We start from the raw sequence: 21020 nt of genomic DNA on the forward strand, positions 1-21020 counted from the left end.
CATAAGTTTTTTGTACCTTTGCCCCGATAATATTAAAAAAATTACATGAAACTTCTTTGGCTCGATTTAAATAGCTCCTATGCCCACTCCTCATTGGCACTCCCTGCACTCCATGCCCAAATAGCAGATGATACTACTATCGAATGGTGTGTAGTCTCTGCCACAATCAATGAAAATACCGGTAGCGTTGTCAATCAAATCTACCGTCACCGGCCGGATATCATTGCAGCCACAAACTGGCTATTCAATCACGAGCAACTATTACATATCGTTTCACGTGCAAAAGCATTATTACCTCATTGCTGCATCATACTCGGCGGTCCCGAGTTTTTAGGAGACAACGAAGCTTTCTTATATAAGAACAAATTTGTAAGCGGAGTGTTTCGCGGAGAAGGCGAAGAAGTATTCCCTTTATGGCTAAAAGTGTGGAATCACCCAAAAGAAGAGTGGAAATCAATAACAGGCCTCTGTTATCTTGATGAAAACAATCAATATCAAGACAACGGCATCGCCCGCGTCATGAATTTCTCCCAGCTCATATCCCCTGAAAAGAGCTGTTTCTTCAATTGGAGCAAGCCCTTTGTCCAACTAGAGACAACCCGGGGATGTTTCAACACATGTGCCTTTTGCGTCAGCGGCGGTGAAAAGCCCGTCCGCACCATCCCTTTGGAAGCTATCCGTGAACGTCTGAATGACATTCACCAGCATGGAATCAAGAATGTACGTGTCCTCGACCGTACCTTTAATTACAACAATAAGCGGGCAAAAGAATTACTCGACCTATTCCGCAACTATCCGGACATCTGTTTCCATCTTGAAATCCATCCGGCTCTCCTTTCCGAAGAACTTAAAAAGGAGTTATCTGTTCTCCCCAAAGGTTTATTACACCTGGAAGCCGGAATCCAGAGTTTAAAAGAACCGGTTCTACAACAAAGCCGACGCATCGGAAAGCTATCCGACGCTCTTGAAGGATTAAAATACCTCTGCTCTCTAAAAAATATGGAGACACATGCCGACCTGATAGCAGGACTCCCACTCTATCACTTATCCGAGATATTCGAAGATGTCCGCACCTTGGCAGAATATGGCGCAGGAGAAATCCAACTGGAATCCCTAAAGCTGCTTCCCGGCACGGAAATGCGAAGAAGAGCAGAAGAATTAGGCATCCAATACTCACCGCTCCCACCGTACGAAGTGTTACAGACCCGTGAAATATCAGTAGACGAACTGCAAACGGCCCATTACCTATCCCGTATGTTAGACGGATTCTACAATACTTCTACCTGGCAAAAAATTACCCGGACACTAATTTTGGAGAATCCTTCTTTCTTACATGAATTCCTTGACCATTTGGTGCAAACAGATGTCATCGATACTCCTTTAAGTTTAGAAAGAAGAGGATTGATTCTATACGATTTCTGTAAAAATCATTATCCGGATTACCTGACGCAAGTCAGCATCGCATGGATAGAAGCAGGTATGTCGCTTAAAAAAGCTCCAGCAGAAAGAGTAAGGACAAAAAGACAAGTTCCCCCTGAAAAATGGGAAGTGGAATATGGCTCGTATCGTGAGAATCTACGATTATGTTTTCTTCCCGTTGACGAAGAAGGGCATGGATACTGGTTCGGCTTTGAATCGGAGATTCAGAAGATACAACCGGTATTTAAAGCTAATAAATTATTCTAGATATAGTTCTAATAGTTACAGAAAGAGCATTTAATCATCTATCTTTTAGTCTCAAACTTTCTTCATTCTTTTTACTATATGCTTCCCCTCTTGATAACAAATATTGAAACAAGACAACATCGTCTTTTATTTGTACATGAAAAATAAAGAAAGCCCGATAACTTCCTATACGAATCCGATAGATATAATCGAAATCTACCATTTTTTTGCAGTCGGTAATCTTGTTAATATTATCCGCTTGTTCAACTTCTAAAATAGCTTTCTGAAGAGATTCTTTTGTTTTACCAGATAATTTACTTGCAGCTTTAATGAAAGTCTTAGAAAATTCCACTTTCATATTCCAAGCCATTTACGAAATTCTTCCTGCTCTACATCACTAGCAGGTGTAAGCCCTTCCGGCTCGTTTTTTGAAAGCAATCTATATGCTTCATTATCATCCATATTTTCTATCATACTTTCCACATCTTTCACAAGCAACCCTTCAATATACTTTTTCAAATTCGTACCTTTAGCTGCTGCCTTAATAGACAAGTAGCGGAAAATATCATCCGGAATGTCTATCACTTTTCTTTTTGTATTTTTAATCGTTGCGTCCATAAGTCATTGTTGTTATCTAGCAAATATATATGATATATATGATATATACAAATTATGAAGTTCTTTTTTACGGATATTCTACCAACTCAAACAATGCAAACATAAAAAAAGGAAAGTATCCCCATCTTTTGTGAAATAATCACTATTCATTTATCATTTGTAGCAGCATTTCCTATTCTCCATCGTCCATACAGAAAACTGGAAGATTAAAACCGGTATGCAATATCAATACAATGCCCTACGAAAAAGATGGGAATGGATACCACAAGTTAGTGTTTCATATGAATGGTAAATTCCATTAATTCTCGTACCTTTGTAATACGATTAAAAAACATCCTATAATAATGAAGAACTTTATCAAGGGATTCCGGTTTACCCCCTCCAATTATCCGGCAGCAGTAGAAGAGAAAATACAGAAATACAGAAAACAAGGATATAAGCTCCCCCCACGTAAAGTACTCCGTACGCCTGAGCAACTGGAAGGGATTCGTGAGAGCGCCAAAATCAATACGGCATTATTGGATTATATCTCGGAAAATATACGTGAAGGAATGTCCACCGAAGAGATTGACGTGATGGTATATGACTTCACAACCGGGCACGGAGCCATCCCTGCCCCACTCAATTATGAAGGATTTCCCAAAAGCGTTTGTACGAGTATCAATGATGTGGTATGTCATGGAATACCCAGCAAGAATGAGATTTTGAAAAGCGGAGATATTATCAATGTAGACGTATCTACGATTTACAACGGATACTTCTCCGATGCATCCCGCATGTTTATGATTGGCGATGTAAGTCCCGAAATGCGCAAACTCGTTCAGGTAACCAAAGAATGTATGGAAATAGGCATTGCCGCCGCACAGCCCTGGAAACAACTGGGCGATGTAGGCGCAGCCATCCAGGAGCATGCCGAAAAGAACGGATTCAGCGTTGTCCGCGACCTTTGCGGGCATGGCGTGGGAATGAAATTCCATGAAGAGCCGGACGTAGAACACTTCGGACGCCGCGGCACAGGCATGATGATTGTACCGGGGATGACCTTCACCATCGAACCGATGATTAATATGGGAACTTACGAAGTATTCATTGACGAAGCTGACGGATGGACCGTCTGCACCGACGACGGACTCCCCTCAGCCCAATGGGAAAACATGATTCTGATTACTGAAACCGGAAACGAAATTCTGACATACTGATGGAACTGATTCTACTTATTGTAATTGCCGTATTAGTGATAGTCCTGCTGGTATTATCACTGACCAAAGGCAACAACCAGACTCAAGCGGAACAATTACAGATAGCTTTGCGCCAGCAGATGCAGGAGAACCGGGAAGAGCTGAACCGCAGCATCCGGGAACTTCGCATGGAAATGACGCAAACACTCAATCAGAATATGCAGCAACTCCAAGATGTCCTGCATAAGAACATGATGACCAGCGGAGAGTTGCAACGGCAGAAATTCGATTCGATGGCACGCCAGCAGGAAATCCTGATTAAATCGACCGAGAAACGTCTGGACGACATGCGCCTGATGGTAGAGGAAAAGTTGCAAAAGACACTCAACGAACGAATCGGTCAGTCATTCGAGATAGTCCGTTCGCAGCTTGAAAATGTGCAAAAGGGACTGGGAGAAATGAAGTCCCTGGCACAAGACGTCGGCGGACTGAAAAAAGTATTGAGCAACGTAAAAATGCGGGGAACATTCGGTGAAGTACAACTCGGAGCATTATTAGAGCAAATGATGAGCCCCGAACAGTATGACGCTAACGTCAAGACAAAAAAGAGCGGAACCGAATTCGTCGAATTTGCCATCAAACTTCCGGGTAAAGATGACGCAAACAGCACCGTCTATCTTCCGATTGACGCCAAATTCCCGAAAGACATATACGAGCAATATTACGATGCTTTCGAAGCAGGAGATGCCGCGTTGATGGAATCATCCGGCAAGCAGTTGGAAAGCACGATTAAAAAGATGGCCAAGGATATTCACGATAAATATGTGGATCCCCCTTTCACTACCGACTTCGCCATCATGTTCTTACCTTTCGAAAGCATTTACGCCGAAGTAATCCGAAGGACAAGTCTTGTAGAGACGCTTCAGAAAGAATATAAGATCGTAGTGACCGGACCGACGACACTAGGAGCTATCTTGAACAGCCTTCAAATGGGATTCCGCACACTAGCCATCCAAAAGCGTACCGGCGAAGTTTGGACTGTATTAGGAGCCGTCAAAACGGAATTCGGCAAGTTCGGCGGATTGCTTGAGAAAGTACAGAAGAACCTGCAAAGTGCCGGTGACCAACTGGAAGAAGTAATGGGAAAACGGACACGCGCCATCGAACGGAAACTGCGACAAGTAGAGCAGTTACCACATGAAGAAAGTCAGAAGATTCTGCCGATTGACGGAATAGATGATGAACTTACAGATGAATAGAATAATCAAAAATAACTCTGCATATTATTACAAGAGTTTCATATTTTAAACTAATAATCCCGCCATTCAAGCTTTATCCCCTTGACAGGAATAAAGATAGAATGGCGGGATTATTATATTTTATCAACGCCCCTGCCCCTTTGCAAGCACCACCCGGAGCACAATATACCCCAATAATCCGGAAAGTATGGAACCCGACAGCACACCAAACTTAGCCTGATTCAACAAGACCGGATAATCAGTTCCGAAAGAAAGGTTGGCAATGAAAAGCGATACGGTAAAACCGATGCCGCCCAACAAGGCAATGCCGGTAAGATTCATCCAGTTCATCCCCAACGGCCTGGGAGTCAGCCCTGTTCTGATAGCCAGCCAGGTAAACGAGTAAATGCCGATGAATTTCCCCAGCAATAATCCGGCCGCCACCGCAATGCCCACATTGCCGGCCAACTCGCCGCCCCCGCTAAACACAACACCCGCATTGACAAAAGCAAAAAGCGGAAGAATCAGGTAATTGACCGCCCCATGCAGATTGTCCTCCAATGACTGCAACGGGCTGATCACACGGTCGGAAGCCGACTCCACCTCTTTCAGTTTGGCAATCTGCTCATTGGTCAGCACGATACTTCCCGACTCCATCGTCGGGAAACCGGCTATCGTATGGCGGATATGCTCAATATACTTCCCCACGTCCAGACGAGGTTTCGCAGGAATCACAAAAGCCAGGATAACCCCTGAGATTGTACTATGAATACCCGATTGCAGGAATAAATACCAGATAACCACCCCAATCACCAGAAAGAATATCTTATTTGTCGCTCCCCACTTCCCTATAAAGTAAAGCAAAACATAAAGCAACGCAGCCACCAGAAGATAACCATAAGAAACATGCGAACTATAAAAAATGGCAATCACCAGGATACCGCCAATATCATCGACTACCGCAAAAGCCGTCAGAAAGATTTTCAGGCTCAGCGGAACACGATTCCCCAATAAACTCAACACACCCAATGAGAAAGCAATATCCGTTGCCATCGGGATGGCAAGCCCTTGTCCGCCGACACTGCCCGGCGGGCAAATCAGCATATATATCATTACAGGAACCAGCATACCACCGCAAGCAGCAATAAAAGGCAATGCAGCCTTACGGAAAGAAGAAAGTTCGCCGACCAGCAGTTCCCTTTTAATTTCCAACCCCACCAACAAAAAGAAAATCGTCATCAAGCCATCATTGATAAACTCAATCATCCGCAAATTCTCCCCGCCATGCGACAGTAAATTAAAGTCGCCAATCCGCAAATGGAGTTCATGCGACAAAAATTCCTGATACACCGGAGCCACTGGAGAGTTCGCAATGACGGCTGCCGAAATAGCAGCCAGAAACAAAAGAATACTCGCCGTGATATTCATGGACGAGAAGTTTCGCATAGTCCGTAAAATAGTCATAACGAAATGTTTTTATGGTATTAAAATCGCAATATACGGATTTTTCTAATCAGTATAACTCCTTAAAGCAAGGTTTTTCACCCAAAGCACAAAAATTCCTGTCAAGATAAGGTTCAGGACTAAAGTCAGTACGGAAATGACCAATGCCGGGCCGCCCAGATTGTAGCCCAACGCAATGAAAATAATCCCGGCTCCTACCTCTCCACGGGTAAACATACCGATAGAAAGCGCCAGCCGCTCACTCAGTTTCCGGTCACGATAGAAGAACATCGGACAAAGTTTTCCTATATTCGACAACAAAGAAACAATCACCACGTGAAGCATAATCATCCCCCATGACATCATCTCCTGCGAACCCGTCACCGAATGTGTGCCCGCATGAGTTTCCGCAAAGTTCACCCCGATAAAATGAGGCATGCTCATACCCACCAGAAACATGAACAGGAAAGAAATCCCGGTAGATACCTTCCGCTCCACAGCAGTGTCGTGCTCCTTATGCTTCATTATCATTCCGAGAACAAACGCCGGCAACAGCACCTCAATATGAATACTCCCCTCTTCGCCATACAACTCTTTACTGCCCAAATAAAGAATCTGGGTAGCCAGAAATATAATAACCGAATAAAAAAGGATAGCCTTCCAATCCTGACGCCAATCATATCTGTTCAACCTCTGCCAGCCGGCAGCCAACAACATAAACACAATTACCACCACAATAATCAACTGCCAGCGCAAACCGATCATCATTATTTGCAGAGGAATCATCAGAATTATCGTATCCAAATCGTCAAAAATGGCCAACACCTGGATCTTCTTGTAAATCCAACTGGATTTCAGCCCGATAGCAGCCAGCATCGTAAACAAAATACCGGCGGATGTCGGTGCCGCGAAACGGCTCAACAACAAATTCTCCTTCCACGCTTCCCAACTATTCCAATAATCGGGCGGCAACAATACAAACACATAATAAATGGCAATCATAAACCACGGCAGAGCCGCCGTAGCCATCGCTATGAAATAATCCTCAGCATAGCTTTTCCATCGAACCTTGTCGAGAACAAATTCCCGGCCTACATTAATCATTATAAAACTAAGACACACATAAAGCAATACATTCGAAACGGACTTGACAGCCCCATAACCTTGCCCTGCCACCACCGGCAGGAATTGTGAAATGATGAGCCCCAACATCAGGAAGCCCGAAAAAGACAGAACTTTTCTCATATTTACAGTTGTTTGTTCTCTAAAAGTGATTGCCAAGGAAAGCTCTGCAGACAGAAGGCAGTCACCCTGGTGTATTAAAAAACTAACCGCAAGTCAATTTGTTCAGAATAATCTCTGAAAAATTGCTTGCGGCAATATTCTTAATCCAGCTTCAGTACAGCGAGGAAGGCCTTTTGAGGCACCTCCACGTTACCGATTTGTTTCATTCGTTTTTTACCTCTTTTCTGTTTTTCAAGCAGCTTGCGCTTACGGCTCACGTCACCGCCGTAACACTTCGCAGTCACATCCTTACGAACCGCCTTAATCGTCTCACGGGAAATAATCTTCGCTCCGATAGCCGCCTGTATGGCTATATCAAACTGCTGGCGGGGAATCAGCTCCTTCAACTTCTCGCACATCCGCCTGCCCATATCATACGCATTATCAATATGCGTCAATGTAGAAAGCGCGTCCACCGGCTCGCCGTTCAGCAGGATATCAAGTTTCACCAACTTGGAAGTACGGAAACCGTTCGGATGATAGTCAAATGAAGCATACCCCTTGGAGATACTCTTCAGTTTATCATAGAAATCGATGACAATCTCTCCCAAAGGCATATTATAATAAATCTCCACACGATTACCGGAGATATACTCCTGTTTGAGAAGCTCGCCGCGTTTGCCCAGGCAAAGCGTCATGATAGGGCCGATATAATCGGTCGTTGTAATGATGGAAGCCTTGATATACGGCTCTTCGATATGATCTATCAAGGTCGGGTCGGGCATACCGCCCGGATTGTGCACTTCCTTCATATTGCCCTGCTTGTCATAGATATGATAGGATACGTTCGGCACGGTAGTAATCACGTTCATGTCAAACTCACGATCCAGCCGTTCCTGTACAATCTCCATATGGAGCAATCCCAGGAAACCGCAACGGAAACCGAAGCCCAGCGCCAGCGAAGATTCCGGCTGGAAGGTCAGAGAAGCATCATTCAACTGCAACTTCTCCAAAGACGCACGAAGGTCTTCAAAATCTTCCGCCTCAATCGGATAAACTCCGGCAAACACCATCGGCTTCACTTCCTCAAAACCGGCGATGGCCTTGTCGCACGGACGGGCGATATGCGTAATGGTATCTCCCACTTTCACCTCTTTGGAAGTCTTGATACCCGAAATAATATATCCTACATCTCCCGTACGAAGCTCGTTACGGGGAACCATATCCATCCTCAGCACTCCCACCTCGTCGGCATCATACTCCTTTCCCGTATTGAAGAACTTCACCTTGTCACCCTTGCGGATGATACCGTTCTCAATCTTGAAATAAGCGATGATTCCACGGAAAGAGTTGAACACAGAGTCGAAAATCAACGCCTGCAACGGAGCATCCTCGTCTCCTTCGGGATGCGGGATACGTTCGATAACGGCTGCAAGTATCTCTTCCACGCCCATGCCCGTTTTGCCCGACGCACGGATTATCTCTTCGCGTTTGCAACCCAGCAGTTCCACAATCTCATCTTCCACCTCTTCGGGGTTGGCACTTGCCATATCACATTTATTGATAACCGGGATAATTTCAAGATCGTGCTCAATCGCCATATACAGGTTGGAAATGGTCTGCGCCTGTACGCCCTGCGACGCATCGACAATCAGCAATGCACCCTCGCAAGCGGCAATCGAGCGGGACACCTCATACGAGAAGTCCACATGTCCCGGAGTGTCAATCAGATTAAGGACATACTTCTCACCCTTGTAAGTATATTCCATCTGGATGGCATGGCTCTTGATTGTAATCCCTCTTTCTTTCTCCAGGTCCATATTGTCAAGCATCTGTCCCGAAGTCACCTGTATAGTCTTGGTAAACTCCAGCAGACGGTCTGCCAGAGTCGACTTACCGTGGTCAATATGAGCGATAATGCAAAAATTGCGTATATTCTTCATTCTGAATTCTTATTATTTTATCTTTTTGGTGTGCAAAGATACGTAAATGGCGGAATAAAAAAAAATGCGTTGATAACATTCTGACAATGTACCAACGCATTTTTTTTATTACTTAAGTGAGTTACTCGCTTAGATCAATTTGATGAAGAGTTCACCTTCAACTTCTTCCACAGAGACTTTGTCTTCTCTCAATAACCAACCAAGTCCAAGAAATAGGTCTTTGTCAACCAACTTAGTTGCTTTCTTCAGTTGCTTGGCAGTCATTCCTTCTGTTTCATTCAGTGCATTCCAGATATTACCTGCGATTACACCTGCTTTTTCTTTCAACATTTGCTTTGAAATTTTAGTTAGACATGCTTCAAATCATCCGCTCCCTCAGGACTTTCAGATTTTATTTCGGGAGCAAAGATAGTTATTTTTATGTTATATAACACTTTATTGAATGTTTTTTTATTGATTTTGTAATAAAAAAGCATTTTTCCATTCATTTCGGATGCTTTTCGAGGTATTCACACCAGATTCTTGCCGCTTCCTCCACCATTTTCGCACAAGGACGCTTGCTATAATATTGAGTAGTACGCTCTTCCGGAACGGTGGAAACCGGTTCTTTTTTCTTTAATCCCAACAATTCTCCACAAATCAGCGAGCCGTTGCGTTTTTTAAACTCAGCCGCCAGTTCCTGCACCACCGCATAGTTGGCAGCCTTCCCTTCCCGGTCTGCCGCTTCCGTCGCCCCGGTTTCCAGTCCCGCAACGAGAAACATGCCGCAGGCAGCCCCGCAAGTCTCACGCATCCTGCCTATCCCCCCACCGAAAGAAGCACTCATGCGCAAAGCCTGTTCCTGTGTGAATCCATACATATCCGCAAAGGCAGCCACCACAGACTGCGAGCAGTTATATCCGCTTTTAAAAAGCTCCACTGCTTTTTGTATTCTATCTTCCATACTATTTTTCCGCTTTTTATTTTCATGCAAAAATACAAAAAAAAGTATTTATTGATTCATGTTCATTTCAGGAAAACAGCAGCATGATGTTCAGCACCGATACGATAATCGCAATCGTATACAGCACAAACGTACTCCAGCGGCTATTCACATAATCCCCCATCACTTTTCGGGAAGAAGTCAGCCCCACCTGCAGAAACACCGTAAAGGGCAACTGGATACTAAGTATCATCTGTGAGATAATCAATCCCTTAAAAGGATCCCCGATAAAGAAAATCAATAATAAGGCAATGCCCAAGGACAAAAGTACCCCCACCTGCGAGTGGCTATCCCTGATATGATAAGACTCACCGAAAATACCCGCAAAGATAGAGCCTGCCGCCATCCCGCTTGTGATAGTCGACGAAATGCCCGCCATCAGCAGCGCCAGCGCGAATACGATTGCGGCATTGCTCCCCAGCAACGGTTCGAGCAGCGATTTGGCCTGTTGCAACTCCTCCACCTGAATACCGCTTTTGAAGAAAGTGGCGGCAGCCAGCAGAATCATCGCACTGTTAATCGCCCAGCCTACAATCATCGAGAACAACGTGTCAAACAACTCATACTTCAATACCTTCTTTATCGACGCGTCGTCTTTCTTGTTATACTCGTGGCTCTGTATCACTTCCGAATGGAGAAACAGATTGTGAGGCATCACCACCGCTCCCAGCACACTCATGATAATCAGCATGCTTCCTTTCGGGAATGACGGAGTCACCCACCCCAGCGTTGCGGCCGGCCAGTCTATCTCTACGAGAAACAGCTCATAGATAAAAGAAAGCCCGATAACGGAAACGAACGCGATGATAGAACGTTCTATCTTCTTATACGAATTGGTGAAAAGCATGATGGAGACAAAAAGCGTTGTCAGTATAGCCCCCCATATGATAGGAATATCCAACAGCATCTCCAGTGCGATGGCGCCACCCAGAATCTCCGCCAGCGAAGTGGAGATAGAAGCCAGTACGGCCGTACCAAGTATGGGACGGGACACCCATTTGGGAGTATATTTAGTGGCCGCTTCCGACAGACAGAGTCCGGTCACAATCCCCAGGTGGGCAACGTTGTGTTGAAGTACAATCAACATGACAGTAGACAGGGTGACCACCCAAAGCAGCGAATACCCGAATTCGGAACCGGCGGCGAAATTAGACGCCCAGTTTCCCGGATCAATAAATCCTACCGTCACCAAGAGTCCCGGCCCGATATATCTGAACACATCCAGTCCGCCCAAATAGCGTTTATGGTCTTTGCGTTTTAAGTCTTGAAAAATATTCTTCATTTTTTGCATAATAGTTTCTCCAGTACAAATATACTTATAAATAACGACTGAAGTTCGGTTTTGGTTCAAAATACCGACAAGTAAGTATATGAAAACAGGCACGGATTACACGAACTTCACGGTTCCAAATCAATAAAAACCGTGTCATCCGTGTAATCCGTGCCTGAGCAAAAATCAAAAGGGAGTTTTTTCGCCACTCCCTTCCGATATAACTATAAAAAAGGGAAATCTTACCTGTTAATATCCCATCTCATGTAATGCACGACATAACTGGTCGGGGCAAGACGTCGGTCGGCCGCCACAGCGTACACCTTCCAGCCTGGTAATCACCTCTTCCACTTTCATACCTTTTACCAGGCGTGAAAGCCCTTGCAGATTACCGTTGCATCCGCCCCAAAAGGCCACCTCCTTCACGACACCATCTTCCACATTCAGTTCGATGTTCGTGCTGCAAGTACCTTTTGTTTTATAAACATATTCCATGGCAATTTATTCCTCGCCTTCTGGTTTCATGTTTGTGTAAACAGTCTGCACGTCATCAAATTCTTCCAGACGTTCAATCATCTTGTCCAGCGTCTCGCGTTGTTCGGGAGTCACATCCTTCATATCGTTCGGGATATAAGTAAAGTCTCCGCCGACATCTTCAAAACCACATTCTTCCAGATGCTTCTGAATAGCGGCATAACTCTTCGGGTCACCATAGATAGTGATTGTTCCTTCCTCTTCGTCCTCATCATATTCATCTTCCACGTCATAATCAATCAGGTCAAGAATCAGTTCCTCCATATCCAGTCCGTCTTTCTTCTTGAAAGTGAACATACATTTGTGATCGAAAAGGAATGCCAGCGACCCCATTGTACCCAAGTTACCGCCGAACTTGTTAAATACCGAACGGACGTCGGCCACCGTACGGGTCGTGTTATCAGTCAACGTATCCACAAAGACAGCAATTCCGTGAGGGCCATATCCTTCGTAAGTCATGCTCTTGTAGTCGCTCTGGTCTTTACCCATAGCGTTCTTGATGGCACGTTCGATATTATCCTTCGGCATATTCTCACGCTTACAAGTAGCGATAACCGAACGTAGGGTCGGGTTATTTTCAGGTTCCGGACCGCCTGCCTTTACAGCGATAGCGATCTGTTTGCCCAGTCTTGTGAATGTCTTAGCCATGTGGCCCCATCTTTTCAGTTTAGCGGCCTTTCTATATTCAAATGCTCTTCCCATTGGTTTATATTTTTATAATAACAATTTTAAGTTTATCTGATTATCTTAGTTTGGCGCCCAGTTTGTCTTCCAGATTCTTCACCAGTTTCGACATGATTTTGTCAATCATCTTGTCGTTCAATGTCTGGTTCTCATCCTGAAGCAGGAAGCTCACTGCATAGGATTTCTTGCCGGCTTCCAGATTCTTGCCTTCGTACACGTCAAAGAGTTCCACTTCTTTCAGCAGCTTCTTCTCCGTATCGAATGCAATCTTCTCGATTTCGGCAAACTGCACATTCTTGTCAAGCAACAAAGCCAGGTCGCGTTTCACAGCCGGGAACTTGGAGATTTCCTTGTAGCTGATCTTCACCGAACGGACAGCCTTCATAAGCTCCTTCCAGTTCAAGTCGGCGAAATAGACCTCATTGTCAATATCGAATGCTTTCAGCAACTTCTTAGTCACCACACCGAAAGATGCCAGGCGTTTGCCGCCCTTGGTATTTACAGAAAGCGCGGCTGCAAAAACATCATCGGTCAGGTTACCTACAACCAGGTTATGCAGATCCAGTCCCAAACGTTTCAATACATTTTCGACATAAGCCTTCAATTCATAAACAGAGCTGTTCTCATCCGCGTGTGCCCATGAGTTGGAAACCTTCTTACCGGTTACCCACAAGCCCAAGTGATAATCTTCCGAGTAAGGAGCCAATACTTTCTCCTCATTCTTCTTGTCTCCGTCGAAATAATAACAGTTGCCGAATTCGAAGAATTTCAGATCGGCATTCTTACGGTTCGCGTTGTGAGCGATGCTTTCCAGTCCGCCGAACAACAAAGTCTGGCGCATAGCGTTCAAATCCGCGCTCAACGGGTTCAGCAACATCACCAGGCGGTTGGACGGATAAGTTTCCAAGCCGTCATAGTAAGCGGCACGGGTCAATGAGTTATTCAGTATTTCATTGAATCCGCAACCAACCAACTGCTCGGCAACCAGATTCTGTAATTTATTCGACTTATCATGTTCTCCCTTAGTGGTCAGGCTGGATTTCAAAGTAGACGGAATTTCAACATTATTATATCCGTAGATACGGAGAATGTCCTCAATCACGTCGCAGTCACGCTGCACATCCACCCGGTATGGCGGAACTGCCAATGTCAGGCCTTCCGGTGTCTCATTCGTAATCTTCATCTCCAGGCTGGTCACAATGCTCTTGATTGTCTCCACCGGAATCACCTTGCCTATCAGCGAATTTACTTTCGCATAAGCCAAGTCTACGATGAAATCCTGTGCAGGAGTAGTATATACATCCTTAATATCGGAAGAAATCGTACCTCCGGCCAGTTCCTTCACCATCATGGCAGCCAGTTTCAGGCAATAAATCACACCGTTCGGGTCGATACCGCGTTCAAAACGGAAAGAAGCGTCGGTGTTCAAGCCATGGCGGCGTGCAGTCTTACGCACCCATGTAGGATGGAAGTAAGCACTTTCAATGAATACATCCGTCGTTGCTTCGGTAGAACCGGAATCCAGTCCGCCGAATACGCCGGCAATACACATCGCCTCTTCCTTATTGCAAATCATCAGGTCGCGGTCGCTCAACTTGCGTTCCACCTCGTCCAGCGTAACGAACGAAGTCCCTTCGGGCATGGTCTTAACAATCACCTCGTTGCCTTTAATCTTTCCGGCATCGAAGCAGTGCAAAGGCTGGCCGAAAGCATGAACGATATAATTGGTAATATCCACTACATTATTAATAGGACGCACACCGATCAGGCGCAGTTTGTTCTGCAGCCATTCCGGGCTTTCCTTCACGGTCACCCCTTTCACGGTCACACCGGCATAATGCGGGCAAGCCTCCGTGTTTTCAACCTTCACTTCGATATTCAAGTCCCGGTTTTCCACATTGAAGCCATCTACCGACGGGCGTTGCAGGGTAGCCTGTCTGCCGTTCTGAATCAGATAAGCATACAAGTCACGGGCCACGCCGTAGTGAGAGCAGGCATCCGCACGGTTGGGCGTGATGTCCACTTCAAGCACATAGTCGCTCTTGATATTATAGTAATCCTTGGCAAGCGTACCCGGAACAGCATTTTCCGGCAATACGATGATGCCTGCATGATCCGTACCGATGCCTATTTCATCTTCAGCACAAATCATGCCGGTAGATTCCACACCACGGATTTTTGATTTCTTGATGGTAAAACATTCGTCACCGTCATAAAGTTTCGTACCCAAGGTAGCTACCACCACTTTCTGTCCGGCAGCCACATTCGGAGCACCACAAACGATCTGCACCGGTTCGCCTTCTCCCAGATTGACAGTAGTAATGTGTAAATGGTCGGAATTCGGGTGTTCCACGCAAGTCAGCACTTCGCCGATCACAAGACCTTCCAAACCGCCTTTAATGGTTTGCACTTCTTCCACACCACCTGTTTCCAAGCCGATAGAGGTCAACGCTGCAGCCGTTTCATCAGGCGTCAAATCGAAGTTGACATACTCTTTCAGCCAGTTATAAGAGATATTCATATTATTAATTTTTTATTGTTTCTCAAAAAGATTCGCAAAGTTAATAAGTTTTTTCGGTTGACCGAAAAGGTTTGAAAGAAAATTGAAAGTTCAAAGTCCAAAGTAGAAAATTACCCTGCTGAACTACAAACACCCCATAGGGATATTGCGCAGCCCACTCTCAAATCTCAACTCTCAACTAAAACGGCAACGGTCCGTCCCCCCCTATCGGTGCGGCAAACGGGTTACTTGTCTGCGGAGCAAAGTCAGGCGCCGGCGGAGGCGGCACGGAACCGGCTGCCCCTGCATTCATTTTAGAACCCAGCATAGCCCCTGCAGGCTCACCCGGCATCGGAATAACCATATCGTCCTCCGGATTCGAGAATCGTGTAAACTCACCCTTAAACCGGAGCAGCACCTCGCCTACCGCACCGTTACGGTGCTTGGCTATCACAATCTCCGCCATACCGCGCAAGTCATTCCCCCGGTCGTCCTGATAAATCTTATAATATTCCGGACGATGGATAAAGCACACCATATCGGCATCCTGCTCAATGGCTCCCGACTCACGAAGGTCACTCAACTGCGGACGCTTGCCGTCAATACCTTCACGGCTTTCCACACCACGGTTCAACTGTGACAGCGCGATAATCGGAATATTCAACTCCTTCGCCAATCCCTTCAACGAACGTGAAATGGTACTCACCTCTTCCTGACGGCTGCCAAACGCCATACCGCTCGCATTCATCAACTGAAGGTAGTCAATAATAATAATTCTCACCCCATGCTCGCGTACCAGACGGCGTGCTTTCGTACGCAGCTCGAAAACGGACAAAGACGGAGTATCATCCACATAGAGCGGCGCATCCAGCAAGTCCTTCAACTTATAGTCCAACTGCTGCCATTCGTAATTCGCCAACTGTCCGCTCTTGATTTTCTCACTCGGAATCTCGCAGACATTCGTAATCAAACGGTTCACCAACTGGACGTTACTCATTTCAAGAGAGAACAGCGCCACCGGATTCCGATAATCAACGGCAATATTCTTCGCCATAGAAAGCACGAAAGCTGTCTTACCCATGGCAGGACGGGCAGCGATAATAATAAGGTCGGAATTCTGCCAGCCGGAAGTCATCTTGTCCAATTTCGTGAAGCCACTTTCAAGACCGCTCAAACCGTCGGTTCGCGCCGCAGCTTTCTGAATCAGCTTATAGGCTTCGTCAATCACCGGATTGATCTGCGTATAATCCTTTTTCATGTTCTGCTGCGAAATCTCAAAAAGCTTGCCTTCCGCTTCCTGCATCAAGTCGTCCACATCCAGCGTCTCATCAAAAGCCTTGCTTTGGATATTGCTCGTAAATGTAATCAGCTCACGCGCCAGCGACTTCTGCGCAATGATACGTGCATGGTATTCAATATGTGCCGAAGAAGCTACCCTACTACTCAACTGAGTAATATAGAACGGCCCTCCGACCTCTTCCAAATCCCCCCGTTTGCTAAGCTGCTCCTTCACCGTCAGGATATCCACCGGTTTCTGGTTCACGGCAAGGTCGGTAATAGCTGCATAAATCAATTGGTGACGGCGCTCATAAAAAGATTCGGGACGAAGAATCTCGCTCACCAGCGAATAAGCATCCTTCTCGATCATCAAAGCACCCAACACTGCTTCCTCCAACTCAGGCGCCTGAGGCTGGATACGACCATAATCATTTACCGGTTGTACTTTTGCAGACTTTGTATTGCGGGTATTTTTTCTCTGTTCAGCCATGGAGATATTTACTATTTTACAATTTACGATTTACTATTTATGACCGGATACGCTCCTTCAATAACAGCGTCCTTCCGTTCGGGACGACAAAGATAAAATATAATCATGAAGAATGGATAAGGAAAAATGAAGATTTTACTAACTTTGCTCCCGAATCACATTTAGCCACGATTAATTGTGATATGTGGCACTACAAATTGTAAATAGTAAATTACGAAACAGTAAATAACCTTATGCTCACTTTCCCGAATATTAAAATAAACCTGGGACTCTCCATCACGGAGAAACGCCCGGACGGTTATCACAATCTCGAAACGGTCTTCTATCCGGTAAACCTGGAAGACGCTTTGGAAATCCGCACTTCTTCCGAAGCAGAAAAAAAGATAACTCTCCACCAGTATGGAATGGAAATAGCCGGCAGTCCGGAAGACAACCTGGTAGCAAAGGCTTATTCACTGCTGGACAAGGAGTTCCACCTTCCCCCTGTCGAGATTCATTTGTACAAACATATCCCTTCGGGAGCCGGACTTGGCGGCGGTTCGTCAGATGCCGCTTTTATGCTGAAGTTACTCAACGAGCAGTTTCATTTGAATTTATCTGAAGAGCAACTGGAAATATACGCCGCCACCTTAGGAGCGGACTGTGCTTTCTTTATCAAGAACAAACCAGTCTACGCCGAAGGTATCGGCAACATCTTCTCGCCAATCGAACTTTCATTAAAAGGTTATCAGATTATGATTGTGAAGCCGGACGTTTTCGTTTCCACCCGCGAAGCCTTCGCGAACATTCATCCCCATCATCCCGAATATCCGGTCAAAGAGGTAATCCGTCGTCCGGTGGCAGAATGGAAGGATACATTAATCAACGACTTCGAGGCAAGTGTCTTTCCGCAGCATCCCGTTATCGGAGAAATCAAGCAAGAACTCTATAACCAAGGAGCAATCTACGCATCCATGAGCGGTTCCGGTTCTTCCGTGTTCGGGCTGTTCGCACCGGATGCAGCGCTACCGGAAATAAACAGGAAGCCCGATACCTTCTGCTTTAAAGGAAAACTGTAAACGAGACGGGCATATTAGGATAAAAAAGGCGTGAGAGCCAAAACAATCACGCAAAGCCATCTCAGAGTCAGCGTGTTTCAAGATGCAGTTTCTTATAGCCGCAAATGATATTATTCTCATATCTTATTTCTAATTTGAAACAAAGATAGCTGTTCTTTTTTGAAAAACAAAACATTTTTCCAATATTCAGAAATGGTTAAAACCAAACCTTCAAAGCAGTTTTGCCCGCTTTGCGGGCAAACAAAAAACGGTACCACGACTCACGTCGTAGTACCGTCACAACACAAACACAAAATAAAACACGACAAAACTACTATGCAATCTCCTGTCTATACCGGGAGGTATAAGTACTGTCTATGTATATTCACATACCCATAACCAGCTTCAGGTCGATTTGCATTAATTAAACAAATCGCATGCACGATTTGTTTAAACTTTTATGTTAATTAAAACAAGTCTCTTTTTACTGAATACCTCTCTCACGGAGTTTCAACTGCCAGTTCCAGGCAGAGCGTAAAGTATCTTCCAAAGTCTCTACGGCTTTCCAACCCAATTCATTATTTGCAAAATCGGGGTTTGCCCAAACTTTCTCAATATCACCGGCACGACGTCCTACAATCTGATAATTCAACTTCACGCCGGTAGCTTTTTCAAAGCCATTGATTAATTCCAATACGGAAACACCGCGTCCCGTACCGATATTGAATACTTCAACTTTTTCTTTCTGTCCCTTTTCCAAGATACGGCGGATAGCGATCACGTGTGCCTTAGCCAAATCAACCACGTTGATAAAGTCACGGATACAAGAACCGTCGGGCGTATCATAATCATCACCGAACACGCTCAGTTTCTCACGGATACCGATAGCAGTCTGAGTCAGATAAGGAATCAGGTTTTGAGGAACACCGTTCGGCAGTTCGCCCAGCAATGCGGTAGGATGCGCACCGATCGGGTTAAAGTAACGCAACATGATAGCATTGATCGGAGCACCGGAAGCTACCGTATCGCGAATAATCTCTTCATTAATCTGTTTGGTATTTCCATAAGGCGATTCCGCTTTCTTGATCGGGGCCTTTTCCGTCACCGGCAGTTCATCCGGCTGACCGTACACTGTACAGGAAGAAGAGAACACGATACCTTCCACTCCGTGTTTCGGCATCAGTTCGAGAAGGTTGATCAAAGAAACCAGGTTGTTGCGATAATAAAGCAACGGTTTCTCCACCGACTCGCCTACGGCTTTACTCGCCGCAAAATGAATAATAGCCTTAATTCCTTTATATTTTGTAAATACAGCATCAAGTCCTGCAAAATCCAGACAATCCAGTTTCTCGAACACCGGACGAATACCGGATACTTTCTCTATATTGTCAACAACGTCGGCACTTGAATTTGATAAATTATCGATGATGATTACTTCATATCCACTGTTTTGCAGTTCCACTACGGTGTGAGAACCGATATATCCTGTCCCGCCCGTTACTAAAATTCTTTCTTTCATATTCTTTATAAATGGTTAGTTTTTCGGCTTTTTGTCGTTTGAGCTACAAATTTATGGAAATAAAATGGAAATCCAATAATCTATGACCATTTATTTCAATAAAAGGTAATTAAAGAACGATTTGATGGAAATCGGGTATTTAAAAAAAGAATTGGAAACCCACAATCTGTATGTCGCCATACAGCGGAGTTCCCAATTCCTATCAATCAATTATCAACTGTAAGTCTTTATTATACCACGCCGGAGAATCCCATGAATGCCATGGCAAGCAGGCCGGCGGTAATCAGGGCAATCGGAGTGCCTTGCATGCCTTTCGGGACTTTCACCAGGCTCATCTGCTCGCGCAGTCCGGCAAAGAGTACCAGTGCCAGCCCGAAGCCGATAGCCGTAGAGAACGCATATACAACACCCGTCAGCAGGTCATAGTCTTTCTGAATCACCAGGATGGCCACACCCAGAATACAGCAGTTTGTCGTAATCAACGGCAGGAACACGCCCAACGCCTGATACAAAGCAGGAGAAACCTTCTTCAGGATGATTTCCACCATCTGCACCAGTCCGGCAATCACCAGGATGAAAGTAATCGTCTGCAAGTATCCCAGTCCGAAAACATCCAATACAAACTTCTGGATCAGGAAGGTAACGATGGTAGCGATAGTCAGCACGAAAGCAACCGCGGCGCTCATACCCATCGCAGTTTCCACCTTCTTGGAAACGCCCAGAAACGGACAGATACCCAGGAATTGCGACAACACGATGTTGTTTACAAAGATTGCCGAAATAAATATCAATATATATTCCATATTCTTTTCTTATTTAATTGAGTTAGGCTTTCTTAAAGCTATTAATCAATGCAATGAGGTATCCCAAGGCGATGAACGCACCCGGAGCCAGCACGAACACCAACATACCGTATTCTTCGGGCATGATGGCGAAGTCGAAAATCTTGCCTGTTCCCAGGAACTCGCGGACAGCGCCCAGCAAAGTCAGGGCAATGGTAAAACCAAGTCCCATGCCGATGCCGTCGAACATGGAAGCGACCGCGTTATTCTTTGCGGCAAAAGCCTCGGCACGTCCCAACACGATACAGTTCACCACAATCAACGGAATGAAAAGACCGAGCGTAGCATACAGTCCCGGCACATAAGCCTGCATCACCATCTGGAGCAGCGTCACGAAAGACGCGATCACCACGATAAATGAAGGGATACGCACCATATCCGGAATCAGGTTCTTAATCAGGGAGATCACCACGTTCGAGCAGATCAATACGAACATCGTAGCCAGCCCCATACCCATACCGTTGATGGCCGATGAGGTCGTACCCAACGTAGGACACATACCAAGCAGGAGCACAAACGTAGGATTCTCTTTGATAATCCCGTTCATCATTACTTTAAAGTTATTCATATCTGTC

19 protein-coding genes and 1 pseudogene are annotated in these 21020 nt (G+C 45.4%); 5 read left to right on the forward strand and 15 right to left on the reverse strand.

What is annotated here, in order from left to right:
- Positions 1-45 precede the first annotated feature (45 nt).
- Entirely contained in the window at positions 46-1686 is a 1641-nt protein-coding gene (locus ACGHVY_RS08855) for a DUF4080 domain-containing protein (RefSeq protein ID WP_308745311.1), read from the forward strand.
- A 34-nt stretch (positions 1687-1720) separates the two neighbouring features.
- Here the strand turns inward: ACGHVY_RS08855 and ACGHVY_RS08860 are convergent, their stop codons facing one another.
- Positions 1721-2023 carry a hypothetical protein gene (locus ACGHVY_RS08860; RefSeq protein ID WP_308745312.1) on the reverse strand — a complete coding sequence of 101 codons (303 nt, stop codon included), beginning with the start codon at positions 2021-2023 and terminating at the stop codon, positions 1721-1723.
- A complete protein-coding gene (locus ACGHVY_RS08865) occupies positions 2020-2283 on the reverse strand; it encodes a hypothetical protein (protein WP_308745313.1) in 264 nt (87 codons plus the stop codon). Before ACGHVY_RS08865 ends, ACGHVY_RS08860 begins: the two co-directional genes overlap by 4 nt.
- A 193-nt stretch (positions 2284-2476) precedes the next feature.
- Here ACGHVY_RS08865 and ACGHVY_RS08870 point away from each other — a divergent pair.
- The 3 genes and pseudogenes from ACGHVY_RS08870 to ACGHVY_RS08880 all read left to right on the forward strand — a co-directional run.
- Positions 2477-2575, forward strand: a pseudogene (locus ACGHVY_RS08870) (DUF4858 domain-containing protein); the annotation flags it as partial.
- 52 nt (positions 2576-2627) lie between these two features.
- Positions 2628-3482 carry a type I methionyl aminopeptidase gene (gene map / locus ACGHVY_RS08875; protein WP_390598475.1) on the forward strand — a complete coding sequence of 285 codons (855 nt, stop codon included), beginning with the start codon at positions 2628-2630 and terminating at the stop codon, positions 3480-3482.
- Positions 3482-4720: a DNA recombination protein RmuC gene (locus ACGHVY_RS08880; RefSeq protein ID WP_308747203.1), complete on the forward strand. Its 1239-nt coding sequence runs from the start codon at positions 3482-3484 to the stop codon at positions 4718-4720. Before map ends, ACGHVY_RS08880 begins: the two co-directional genes overlap by 1 nt.
- Positions 4721-4843: 123 nt before the next feature.
- Here the strand turns inward: ACGHVY_RS08880 and nhaA are convergent, their stop codons facing one another.
- The 10 genes from nhaA to dnaB all read right to left on the reverse strand — a co-directional run bounded on the left by nhaA (position 4844) and on the right by dnaB (position 17047).
- Complete coding sequence (gene nhaA / locus ACGHVY_RS08885) at positions 4844-6163, reverse strand: Na+/H+ antiporter NhaA (protein ID WP_308747204.1); 1320 nt, start codon at positions 6161-6163, stop codon at positions 4844-4846.
- 45 nt (positions 6164-6208) lie between these two features.
- Positions 6209-7387, reverse strand: coding sequence for a sodium:proton antiporter (locus ACGHVY_RS08890; protein ID WP_390598478.1), 1179 nt, complete (start codon positions 7385-7387; stop codon positions 6209-6211).
- Between the two features lie 140 nt (positions 7388-7527).
- Complete coding sequence (lepA, locus tag ACGHVY_RS08895) at positions 7528-9309, reverse strand: translation elongation factor 4 (protein WP_308747206.1); 1782 nt, start codon at positions 9307-9309, stop codon at positions 7528-7530.
- A gap of 129 nt (positions 9310-9438) precedes the next feature.
- Positions 9439-9639 (reverse strand): winged helix-turn-helix domain-containing protein, encoded by a 201-nt coding sequence (locus ACGHVY_RS08900; RefSeq protein ID WP_044654713.1) that lies wholly within the window; start codon positions 9637-9639, stop codon positions 9439-9441.
- Positions 9640-9793: 154 nt separating this feature from the next.
- A complete protein-coding gene (locus ACGHVY_RS08905; RefSeq protein WP_308747207.1) occupies positions 9794-10252 on the reverse strand; it encodes a C-GCAxxG-C-C family protein in 459 nt (152 codons plus the stop codon).
- Positions 10253-10319: 67 nt separating this feature from the next.
- Positions 10320-11573: an Nramp family divalent metal transporter gene (locus ACGHVY_RS08910; RefSeq protein WP_308747208.1), complete on the reverse strand. Its 1254-nt coding sequence runs from the start codon at positions 11571-11573 to the stop codon at positions 10320-10322.
- A gap of 237 nt (positions 11574-11810) precedes the next feature.
- Positions 11811-12056 (reverse strand): TIGR03905 family TSCPD domain-containing protein, encoded by a 246-nt coding sequence (locus tag ACGHVY_RS08915; protein WP_308747209.1) that lies wholly within the window; start codon positions 12054-12056, stop codon positions 11811-11813.
- A gap of 6 nt (positions 12057-12062) precedes the next feature.
- The gene (locus tag ACGHVY_RS08920; protein WP_294629437.1) at positions 12063-12797 is read right to left on the reverse strand and encodes a YebC/PmpR family DNA-binding transcriptional regulator; all 735 of its coding nucleotides are present in this window, start codon (positions 12795-12797) and stop codon (positions 12063-12065) included.
- 40 nt (positions 12798-12837) lie between these two features.
- Positions 12838-15300, reverse strand: coding sequence for a phenylalanine--tRNA ligase subunit beta (gene pheT / locus ACGHVY_RS08925; RefSeq protein WP_390598482.1), 2463 nt, complete (start codon positions 15298-15300; stop codon positions 12838-12840).
- A gap of 178 nt (positions 15301-15478) precedes the next feature.
- On the reverse strand, positions 15479-17047 hold the full coding sequence (gene dnaB / locus ACGHVY_RS08930) for a replicative DNA helicase (protein ID WP_390598484.1): 1569 nt from the start codon (positions 17045-17047) through the stop codon (positions 15479-15481).
- Between the two features lie 233 nt (positions 17048-17280).
- Between dnaB and ispE the strand changes: the two genes are divergently transcribed.
- Positions 17281-18105, forward strand: a complete 825-nt coding sequence (ispE, locus tag ACGHVY_RS08935; RefSeq protein ID WP_390598486.1) for a 4-(cytidine 5'-diphospho)-2-C-methyl-D-erythritol kinase — start codon at positions 17281-17283, stop codon at positions 18103-18105.
- Positions 18106-18568: 463 nt separating this feature from the next.
- Here ispE and galE read toward each other — a convergent pair whose 3' ends face one another.
- From galE to ACGHVY_RS08950, 3 genes are all read right to left on the reverse strand, one after another.
- Positions 18569-19603: a UDP-glucose 4-epimerase GalE gene (gene galE / locus ACGHVY_RS08940; RefSeq protein ID WP_390598488.1), complete on the reverse strand. Its 1035-nt coding sequence runs from the start codon at positions 19601-19603 to the stop codon at positions 18569-18571.
- A 230-nt stretch (positions 19604-19833) separates the two neighbouring features.
- Entirely contained in the window at positions 19834-20406 is a 573-nt protein-coding gene (gene rsxA, locus ACGHVY_RS08945) for an electron transport complex subunit RsxA (protein WP_004303570.1), read from the reverse strand.
- A 22-nt stretch (positions 20407-20428) separates the two neighbouring features.
- Positions 20429-21013, reverse strand: coding sequence for an electron transport complex subunit E (locus tag ACGHVY_RS08950; RefSeq protein WP_294629714.1), 585 nt, complete (start codon positions 21011-21013; stop codon positions 20429-20431).
- Between the last annotated feature and the right edge of the window lie 7 nt (positions 21014-21020).

The organism is Bacteroides sp. f07 (genome assembly GCF_042854785.1).
Lineage (GTDB): Bacteria > Bacteroidota > Bacteroidia > Bacteroidales > Bacteroidaceae > Bacteroides.